Annotated in this window: 10 protein-coding genes; 2 read left to right on the top strand and 8 right to left on the bottom strand. The window is 46.4% G+C overall.

The features are described 5' to 3' along the window. Window positions 1-47: 47 nt before the first annotated feature. The 5 genes from JF818_RS06305 to JF818_RS06285 all read right to left on the bottom strand — a co-directional run bounded on the left by JF818_RS06305 (window position 48) and on the right by JF818_RS06285 (window position 4291). Window positions 48-380 carry a type II toxin-antitoxin system RelE/ParE family toxin gene (locus tag JF818_RS06305; RefSeq protein ID WP_233066528.1) on the bottom strand — a complete coding sequence of 111 codons (333 nt, stop codon included), beginning with the start codon at window positions 378-380 and terminating at the stop codon, window positions 48-50. A 231-nt stretch (window positions 381-611) separates the two neighbouring features. Further along, on the bottom strand, window positions 612-1016 hold the full coding sequence (locus JF818_RS06300; RefSeq protein WP_233066525.1) for an HI0074 family nucleotidyltransferase substrate-binding subunit: 405 nt from the start codon (window positions 1014-1016) through the stop codon (window positions 612-614). A gap of 30 nt (window positions 1017-1046) precedes the next feature. Then, complete coding sequence (locus JF818_RS06295; RefSeq protein WP_198891182.1) at window positions 1047-2264, bottom strand: BREX system ATP-binding domain-containing protein; 1218 nt, start codon at window positions 2262-2264, stop codon at window positions 1047-1049. Further along, the gene (locus tag JF818_RS06290) at window positions 2248-3513 is read right to left on the bottom strand and encodes a BREX system ATP-binding domain-containing protein (protein ID WP_198891181.1); all 1266 of its coding nucleotides are present in this window, start codon (window positions 3511-3513) and stop codon (window positions 2248-2250) included. Before JF818_RS06290 ends, JF818_RS06295 begins: the two co-directional genes overlap by 17 nt. A gap of 13 nt (window positions 3514-3526) precedes the next feature. Continuing rightward, complete coding sequence (locus JF818_RS06285) at window positions 3527-4291, bottom strand: hypothetical protein (RefSeq protein WP_198891180.1); 765 nt, start codon at window positions 4289-4291, stop codon at window positions 3527-3529. 133 nt (window positions 4292-4424) lie between these two features. Here JF818_RS06285 and JF818_RS06280 point away from each other — a divergent pair, with 133 nt between their 5' ends. Beyond that, a complete protein-coding gene (locus JF818_RS06280) occupies window positions 4425-5984 on the top strand; it encodes a DEAD/DEAH box helicase (RefSeq protein ID WP_198891179.1) in 1560 nt (519 codons plus the stop codon). A gap of 532 nt (window positions 5985-6516) precedes the next feature. On the opposite strand, the gene JF818_RS06275 is transcribed toward JF818_RS06280, so the two are convergent. The 3 genes from JF818_RS06275 to JF818_RS06265 are packed head-to-tail and all read right to left on the bottom strand — an operon-like array spanning window position 6517 to window position 8771. Beyond that, window positions 6517-7356, bottom strand: coding sequence for a HEAT repeat domain-containing protein (locus tag JF818_RS06275; RefSeq protein WP_198891178.1), 840 nt, complete (start codon window positions 7354-7356; stop codon window positions 6517-6519). A gap of 27 nt (window positions 7357-7383) precedes the next feature. Further along, on the bottom strand, window positions 7384-8472 hold the full coding sequence (locus JF818_RS06270; RefSeq protein ID WP_198891177.1) for an MFS transporter: 1089 nt from the start codon (window positions 8470-8472) through the stop codon (window positions 7384-7386). After that, window positions 8397-8771 carry a hypothetical protein gene (locus JF818_RS06265; protein ID WP_198891175.1) on the bottom strand — a complete coding sequence of 125 codons (375 nt, stop codon included), beginning with the start codon at window positions 8769-8771 and terminating at the stop codon, window positions 8397-8399. The genes JF818_RS06270 and JF818_RS06265 overlap by 76 nt, the downstream gene beginning before the upstream one ends. A 188-nt stretch (window positions 8772-8959) precedes the next feature. On the opposite strand from JF818_RS06265, the gene JF818_RS16360 reads away from it, so the two are divergent. After that, window positions 8960-9257 (top strand): DUF6088 family protein (locus JF818_RS16360; protein ID WP_233066493.1); only part of this gene is annotated, 298 nt, incomplete at its 3' end.

Here is a 9257-nt window from a genome sequence, read left to right as displayed (position 1 = left end):
GTATTTGACGGCCTCATCCAGCCCTTTCATGATACTTTTATATACACTCATTTCCTTATCTCCTGTTTCTGCAGACCTGTTTCCAGAATGGCAATCATTGCCGCGATTTCATTCCTTTCCTTGGCCGATAGATTGTCTTTCTCGGATTTTGGATATGCCGTGATCAAGTAGATCGTCTCATACATGGTGAAATCGACATATGCAACCCAACCACTGCCGCTTTTGCCTCGATCCGGAAAAGCAATCCGATACTTTCGAAGCCCTCCAGTGCCTCTCAGCACAGCACCTGCCTTGGGATTCTCCAATAATGCTTCCTGTAGCTGCCGAAGTACCTCATCACCAAGCCCAAGGTGTTTCCATTGGCGATCAAACTCCGGCATCATGACAAATTCACGATTGGTCTACATAAGCTGTCTACAAAATACCCTATCAGATAGGGTATAATCAAGTGCACTTCTCATCTATCTGGCCACTGATTATTATCGGTATTAGAGTTATTAGAGATTTAAGTATTTGAGTGTAACAAATCGGCAAAGCTCACACTTTTACCCAAAGTATCCTCTGCCTTGAGAACAGAGAATACAAGAGACTCTATGCTTTTCTGGATCGATTCATTTCACGCGAAAACCATCAAAGGTCTCCAGTAGCTTCTGGAAATTATGAATGTAAGAACCAGTGATGCGAGTAACAATTTCATCGGTGAACTCTAGGTCATAGATTAGGCCACAATCCCGGATCATATCCATCCAGGGCTTTCCTTCTTGTATCAGCCCAACAGCCAATGCTGCATGAACAGCATCCTTTGGGCCATATAGTTTCTGAATGTCTTGATCCTTGAGATAGTTACGGAGCAACTTCCAGCTCAACTCATGGGTATTTTCAAAGGAGTGGATCATACCCTGTTGCTCCAATGCACTGAGAGATCGTTGTTTTGCCAATACTACAGCATCCGCTAATTGTGAAAGAGCCAGAGCATAGTGTGATAGATGATTGACCCAAGGGATATCTCTACTCATTTCCATACTCCTACATCTACATATGAGGGGTCAATCATCAAACAACTGTTCAAAGGTAGGGGTACTCTCTTCCTCGCTCTCTTCCTCGTAATGGCCCTCTTCAAGTTGTACAATGGAGCTATCAGCTTCAGTCTGGTACAAATAGAGTTGATCAAGATACTCGATTGCACTACGTATCTTCGACCGCAACAAATACCCACTCTTGTCTACACGCGATAAGAGTTCTTCCAACTTAATCCCAGGTTGCCAGTCATAAGCCTTTGCGTGGAAGCGTACGATCTTCTCAAGAATTTGCTGCATTTCTTCATGGCTAAGTGGCTTCAGTTGAGGAGCTTTCACAATGGAATCCAGCACTGATTTCATCGGCTCCTGACCTTCAGGATACAACTCCTCCAGATTCTGATACTCATTCTTTGCTTCAATAATATCCTCTGTATAGGAAGAACTGAAGGCGAAAAGACTGAAAGTAGCTTCCAGCTGCTTAGCAGGGAAAAGAAAGGATGCGAGATTATTGTATGCCTTTGCCCTCGCCTTCTTGCTTAGGCGACCAATGAGCTCAGATTCATCAAAGAGAACTACCCACCCGTTATACCCGAGCTGTACGAACAGATGGCTGAGAAAGGCTACATAGTCCTGGGCGTGACGTGATTTCACAAAATTCTGGTTGAATACTACCTTTTCACCAAAAATCCTACGATACATTTTCTTGATCTGGAGGTTGGGTACAAAGTCCCCTTCCAAATCTGTCTGCAGTAAAAATTGCTCTTCCATATCATCGGTATTGAGGTAGGAACGTAGTAAATAATAGAGACGGTCTGTCTCAAGCTGTGTTGCACCATATAACAAGAGGTCGTTGGTCAAAGGGGAATTAGGCGAAAGCTTGTTCAGCTCCTGGGTAAACCCAGGCTGTACATGGTTGGGTAAGTAGGTATTGCTTACCAACTTTGGGTACACCAAGTAAAGTTTGTCCAGAGGTGTCTCTTTGCTCAAGGAAACCAGGGAAACAACCATGTTTCTCTGATGAGCCAACGTATAGATGGTGTTGATAAGATGGGTCTTCCCTTCACCATATTTCCCGCTGATAATCATGGAATCACTCATCTTGGAGTCACACACCCCATCCAGTTTTTCAATGACCTCATCCAAAAGATCCTGTCTGGCTTCTGTAAAGTGGTGACCTATAGCCTTGGAAGGAATCCCTGAACGCAAGGCCTCGATCATATGTCTCTCTTCATAACCCCAAGCCATGTTCTTCCTCCTCAGCAGTATCTTGTTGGGCAAGGAACCCCAACGTTGCCTGATTGACCAAACGAGGAAGTGACATACCACCCAGTTTGGCTTGCGTTATTAGCTGTCTTGCATGCTCTTCATCCAAAGGGGAAGCCTGTACATTGATATGCTGTACCAGCTGGGCAAGCTTTTGGCTCATCTCTACCAACAATGATGGTGAATACTCCTGAAGTGCTATCGCATCAAGATCGGCAATATCGGTAAATTTGTTCACTCGCTTTGATCGTACCTCATTCTGGATTCGCATCCAGAGTGCTTGGTATGACTTCAACCCAGCATTCTCATTATCGAGTAACTCTCCCGAGAATGCATAGACCACCATGAAATGGTTGAAGGTATCAATGTCATCAATCAATTGGCGAATACTTTCATATGTATCTTCTCGTTTCATCTTGGTGTAATGCAGTGGATTCATTCCTGACCTATCAACCAGAACCTCAAGATTGTCAACGGTCACCAACAGCCCAGCATACCCACTCAGATGTACCAATTCAGCAAGACTACGCAGCAAATTACGGGCATTATACTTGGTAATTCTGGTAGGAGCCAAACCCAATGGCCTGAGCAGGGTCATCCGGATCTTCTTATCTCCATGCATCCATGCAAGCAGAAGTTCCTTGTTTGTTTCTTCCAATACTGGATGCCCAAGCAAGGAACCACAGAGCAAACTGCAAGCAAGAGAAAAGTTATTATCCATCCTCGGATTATCAAGGAACAACTCTTTTAGCTGGTTACGCATCTCCCGCCTGGTTATCCCATCAGCTAGACCTTGTTGGGCGAGGAAATCAAGGAAGGTAAGACCGGGGTCAATGTCCTTGCTCTCAAATCCCATCGCATGCACAATCTTCTCACTGCAATGATTGAGCAAGTTCATGATATCGGCTTGACGGAGCACCTCAAGATAGAACTCCCTGAAATCATGCAACCAGAGTGTTTTTGCAGAAATGCTGACCGTTACGTACTTCCTTTGCTTTGCAAGGGACTGCAAGAGGTGAAGGGTATGTGTCTTTCCACTTCCCTTTCTTCCCGTAATGAACTTGATCTTGCTCCCGCCTGCCTTGATGAACTCATCAAGATATTTCTCCTGATAGAAGTCAGTAAGAAATTGGATTCCAACTGAAAGTTGGTTGAGCAATTGGTCACTTTCGGGGACTTCTCCCTGAGAAAGCTGAGCAATGGTTGCACGCATATTGGTCTGCATTTCCATCAAACTACCTCTTTTAATAGAATCGTATGGTTGCGAGATAGTACTCTCTTCCAGTCTGGTCAAGAATCCTCAGTGCCTTGGAGTTGTTTCTGCTTGGACCGAACTGGAATGACCTCCCTCCCTTTATTTCCACGTCTTGGGCATCAAAAAGCCGGGCAATGTCGAATGCATAACTCTGTTGGTCATACTCCTTGCGAGAACGGCTCATCGGCACCAAGTATTTATAGAGCGTGGTCAGGTAGATATCTGCTCCTGCTTCCTTCCCAAGCTTCAAACAAGCAAGATCATAGGCAGCAGCCAACTCAGTTGCAAACTGGTTTGCCCTGAAGGATGCCTTGTAGAGTTTTTCTTGTCCTGCCTTAACAATGGACACCAAGGTGGATGGACGAAGACAAGAGACCTTCTTTCGGTCTAGATAGGCATCCTGGGTCTCCACGTCAAAGCGTACCTTGTAGGGAAACATCTCGTAGACAGGGAAATCACCAATGACATCGACATTACTCTGTTCACACTGACTCAAGAGCTGCTGAGCAAAAAGTCCACTCTCCATATAATCTCTGGCATCAAAGCTTGAAAGCAATGCTTTAAGATTACTGGTCAAATCAGACAGCTCGTCACTTGCTTGATGCAATAACTCAGTGTCTGAAATACTTTTAGAAAGGTCACCACTGCTCATATTTTTAGCAATAGCTTTTTGCAGTTTGGTTACCAATTTGATCTTTTCTTTAATTGCCTTCTCGTACGCAAGATATTCGTTGTATAAAAGTTCGTAGTCCATGTCTTCTCCTTTCTGGGCATACAAAAAAAGCATAAATGATGGTTCTATTCTATGCAATCCCTTTTACCATTATCGCATCACATTGCTTGAGTAAGACCTCTCGTGGTATCTTGTGCCAAGGAGCATCAAACCCATGGGCTTATCCCTTTATGCATGGCAAGAACAATGTATCGCATCCTGGCTGGAAAAGCAGGGACGTGGTGTTGCGCAGGTAGTAACAGGAGCCGGAAAAACAATCCTTGCCCTGTATGCTGCAAAAGCCTTGCAGGAGAGGCTGCGAACCAAGTTGCACATCGTAATCATTGTCCCAAAAACCTTTCTGGTCGGACAGTGGAAATCGGCTATTCTTGCTCATCATGATGACCTAGGAATAGAGAGAGAAGATATTGGGTGGGTCTGTGGCACGCATCATCAGGAACATGACAAGCCTGTCATGATTTATGTTATCAACTCTGCCCGATACAAGCTTTCTTACATTCTGCATCAACAACTCAGTAACAGGATACCTGTAATGCTCATTGCAGATGAGTGCCATCACTATGCAAGTACAGAGAACAGAAAGATATTCTCTTTTCTTGAATCGCTGAATGAGGGGCAAAAGAAAAACTACTACTCACTTGGTCTTTCAGCAACACCACAAGGTAATGGGTTTGAGCAGGTATTGGTTCCCTCCCTTGGACCACTCTTCTATACCTATGGGTTCTCAGAGGCAATGACGGAGGGAGTAATCAACCAGGTGGTCATCTACAATGTTGCCTTGAAGATGACCGATTCCCAGGTAGCAAAGTATGATGAGCTTTCAGGACGGATCACTGCAACACTTAAAAAGATCAATAGGTTGATTCCTGGCCTCTCCAAACTTAAGGGCTCAGCATTTTTCATTGAACTACAACGACTATGTCTGAGCGAGACTCCCTTAATTGCTGAGACTGCAACACTGTTGCTTACGCTGTTCTATCAAAGAAGGGCACTTGTCTATGAAGCACCACAGAGACTGTCTTGTGCCTTTGATCTTATTGCTTTGCTTGACTCACAAAGTAAGATCATCATATTCGGGGAACGGATCAGTCAAAGTGAAGCACTCTATGCAAGGCTGAAGCGATACTTCCCCAATAAGGTGGCACAGTATCATAGTGAGATGGGAGAGACAGAGAAAACCCTTGCACTGAGAAGATACCGTACAGGGGAGGCTCGAATCCTTGTCTCTTGCAAGGCATTGGACGAAGGTCTCGATATACCCTCTGCAGATGTAGGCATTCTCCTTGCTACCACCTCCGAACAACGCCAACGCATACAACGACTAGGCAGAATTCTCCGACTTCAGGAAGGTAAGGGAAAGGCAAGCCTGTTCTACCTCTCCCTAGCCCATACCATTGAAGATAGCGAATTATTGGATGTTGGGATTGATTCAATACAAGAGTGGTATCTCCAGTACACAAACCACTTCATCCATCCATCATACGATGAACTGGCAGATACCCTATTCAGTACCATGGAAGAGAGAAAGGCATCCACAAGAGGACTTGATGCACTCTTAAATCAAGGCAGAGTCCGAAATGATTGGTTTGAAGACCCAAAGGTATTGCATGAAATATATAAAGAGGCAAAATTCCCACAGGAAAGGCAATACTACTCCCTTATGCGCTCCCTCTCCCTGCTCAGGATGAAAATGCAGAGCATCCGTCTTCATTGAGTGCAGAAAAGGAATAACACTACCTTGCACTACCTAAGAAATTCTCTTCCTGTTGGCAGAGGTGATTGTTCCTAATCTTGGGATGCCCCTAGAAAGGGATAGAAAAAATACAATTACCCTCAACGAAAATGCATTTTCATGTAGCCTCTATATCGCATTAAACGCGGAACTTGAAATATTTGTATCAGCCTTCACTTCAATAGGAATAACAAGATTTTTGTGTTGCAGAAGAAATTCAAATTCGCAACGATTGTTGCTACTTGTCTAATACCGCAAAGGCACTGAGAAGGTTGCTACGAGAGACGGTATCGCAGTTCTTTGCATATAGCATTCCTCCTCTTTCTCTCCCCTTAACTTAAGGCAGAATGTAAAAGTACATCACATTATTTCTACAAATTATGTGAGTTTAATCACCCTTTCTGCAGTAATTATGTGATTTGTTATATCAATCTACCATATTCTCATACTATTGGTCAGTACATGTCCTCCCAAATTCCACTACAGCTTACATCAGGACAAAATACTCTTTCGCTCAGTATGGAAGCACTGTCAGGGGGTGTGCCCGATCAGAAACGGCCGAGAGGATCAGGGCAATACAGAAGGCCGTCTTGACCGGAATATGATCGATCCCGATATCCGACAACAGGCTGCGTATCTCCAGCGCGACAGGACTGTTGCTCACAGCGGCGAGATTCTCCAGTGTCTTCGTAAAATGAGGAAGCATCTGCTCCTGCCCCGCCATCTTGGCAAACATGCTGATGTCCTCTTTTCTGAAACCAACACCGTCCAGGTCGGAGATGAACTCGGTTGCCCCGACATACCGGTTTTTGTTGTACTTCTGGAGGAAATGGTACCACCGCTGCTCCTGCGATACGGTCGCCGCCGCGGCAGTGAGAACCTCATCCACGACAGAGGCTGGGAGTTCGGGATCAATCGATTTACGGAGGATTACCGTCAGGGCCGACATACCTTCCATAAGCGAGAGGGCCTTGGCTCCGTGGATGATAATCCTTGGATTATCTGATGATTTGAAGAGTGAGACAATCTGAGCATAGGAGTCAGTGTCCCCAAGGCGGACAAGGGCAACCATGCACTTTCCCTGGAGAAAATGGTCTGAAGAGCCCAGTCCCCAGCGAAGCAGTTCTACACCCCGTTTGATCTGGTGCTTGCCGACGATTTCTGCCGCTATCCAAGCGGTGGTGTGCTCGCCGCAGGAAAGCTGGTTGAGCACAGCATCTTCGGTCTTTCTTCCGAAGGAGATGTTCCCAAGCGCCTGCAAAGCATTAACGCGGACAGTGAGCAGCGGAGAATCGAGCTGCTCTCTGAGTTCGGTCTCCGGGATGGTCGAGCCGATGGTCCCGAGCCGTTTCACGGTCCGGGCATCCTCACCGCTATCATCCTAGTTGCGTAGCCGATTGAGCACATGGATTGCGTAGAGATCCCGAGGTGCCATGAAGAGACTGATCACATTCGTTAGCGGCCATTCATTGAGCTTCTCAAGCGATCGGACAAGAAAAATCATCACCACCAGCACCCCGATGATAATCCTGAAATAGAGACGGTAGCCGTCCATCCCGGAAAACCCCGAGAATTCCAGCCAGGAGAGCAGCCCCCCGCCGATGACCGTCCCCGAAAGACCTGCAGCCACACCGGAGAAGACACGGATGAATAGCGCGCTGCCGACCCGGTCGGTATCACCGATTGAAGAGAGAAAGTAGTGGTTCAGTCCAACAATGATGCCGAATTTACAGTATCCGGCAATGAAGAAGGCCACTCCCACCAACAGAGGACTGAAAATCTCAGGAGCTACTGCCCACATACCTGCAGGTAGCAGGAGGCCTGCTGTGCTCAGCAGGAGGATCGGCCGAGGTCCTACCTGGTCTGCAATCATTCCATTGATCACCGAAGAAAAGACTCCCCCAATCAGTAGAATGAGCGAAAAGAGCAGGACCGTAGAATCCTGGGTCCCGTAGCCGTTCTTTACCGATATCATCATAAAGGGGATGACCATCATAAAGCTCACCAGACCGCCGCTCCAAGCAAACAGCAATCCGCGAGCCTGTTTCTGAGCCCACAGTCGCCTAAAGGATTGCCCCAACGGAATGCGGGCTGAGACCTGCGGCATCCGCGATTCAGGGATCCGAGCGAGCACCGTGGAGGCATAGAGGCCGATAAGGCAAGCGATGGCGATTAGCATTTGATAAACCCAGATCTCTGCGGTGTAGCGGGTTATGAGGATAATCACGAGCATAGCAATAATCTGAGTCGTAGTGACCCGAAGGTGGTTGCCTGCGAGAAAAGCTCCCCTATTCTCCGGTGTGGTTACCTCACCCTCAAGCGGCGAAGTCGCCACAACTCCCATACTCCTGAAGAGCGCGAAACCGAAAGCCGCAACGAGTATGATTGCAGAAACTAAGCTTGGGGCACATAAGGAGCAGCCATCGGGGCAACAATCAGAAAGGATGCGAACACGTAGCGGAGGAACCACCCCAGTGCCCAGGTGCGTGCCCCCCCGATCTTCGATACCAGATGCTTGCCGACGATCATGAATGGCATTGTCAGATGGACAAAGGAAGAAAGTGCGGCAATCAGGGGATCGGAGACAGCGTTGGCAATGGCGTAGAGGATAAGAATATTCTCCATGAGAAATACAATGGAGATACCGTTGAGAGCATAGAATCTCTTAATAAGGGCCCTGCCTTTTACGCGCGCCCGTGTTGAGAGGGTAGGAGGAAACTCCCTACTGCTGCCTGAAAAGAGGGCTGCCAGTCCGTGAAACAACTCCATGGTACTCCGCTCCTGTGCTTATACTGATTATAAGTCATACCATAATAGCACAGGTACGTACATATTTGTAAAATCAGGTGGCAGTGTCAGCCGATTCATTTATCAGTGGGTTGGGACAATTCCCCCGACTCTTGCTTCTCTCTATTTCACACTTGACTTGATATAATTTTTTGCTATATTTATATCATATGAATCGTAACCACATCCCTTCAAAAGCAGAACAAGTAAGATCTCAGATACAAAGCATGAAGGAAGGAACAATATTCTTTCCTGAAGTATTTGAAAATATTGGCCAAACAGCTATTCATATAATCCTATCGAGACTGGTGCAACAAAACCGTATCATCCGTTTGGGACCTGGCCTCTACCTACATCCACGTTTTTCAAACGTCTTAGGAACCTATGCAACTCCTTCCCTAGAAGATATTGCGACAGCTATAGCCATGAAGGAGAGATCAAGAATCATTCCTACAGGTTCCTATGCAT

Origin of the sequence: Sphaerochaeta sp. S2 (genome assembly GCF_016406725.1) — a bacterium.
Classification (GTDB): Bacteria; Spirochaetota; Spirochaetia; order Sphaerochaetales; family Sphaerochaetaceae; genus Sphaerochaeta.
Note: the sequence above shows the minus strand (reverse complement) of the source record. Positions and strands in the feature narration are given on the sequence as shown.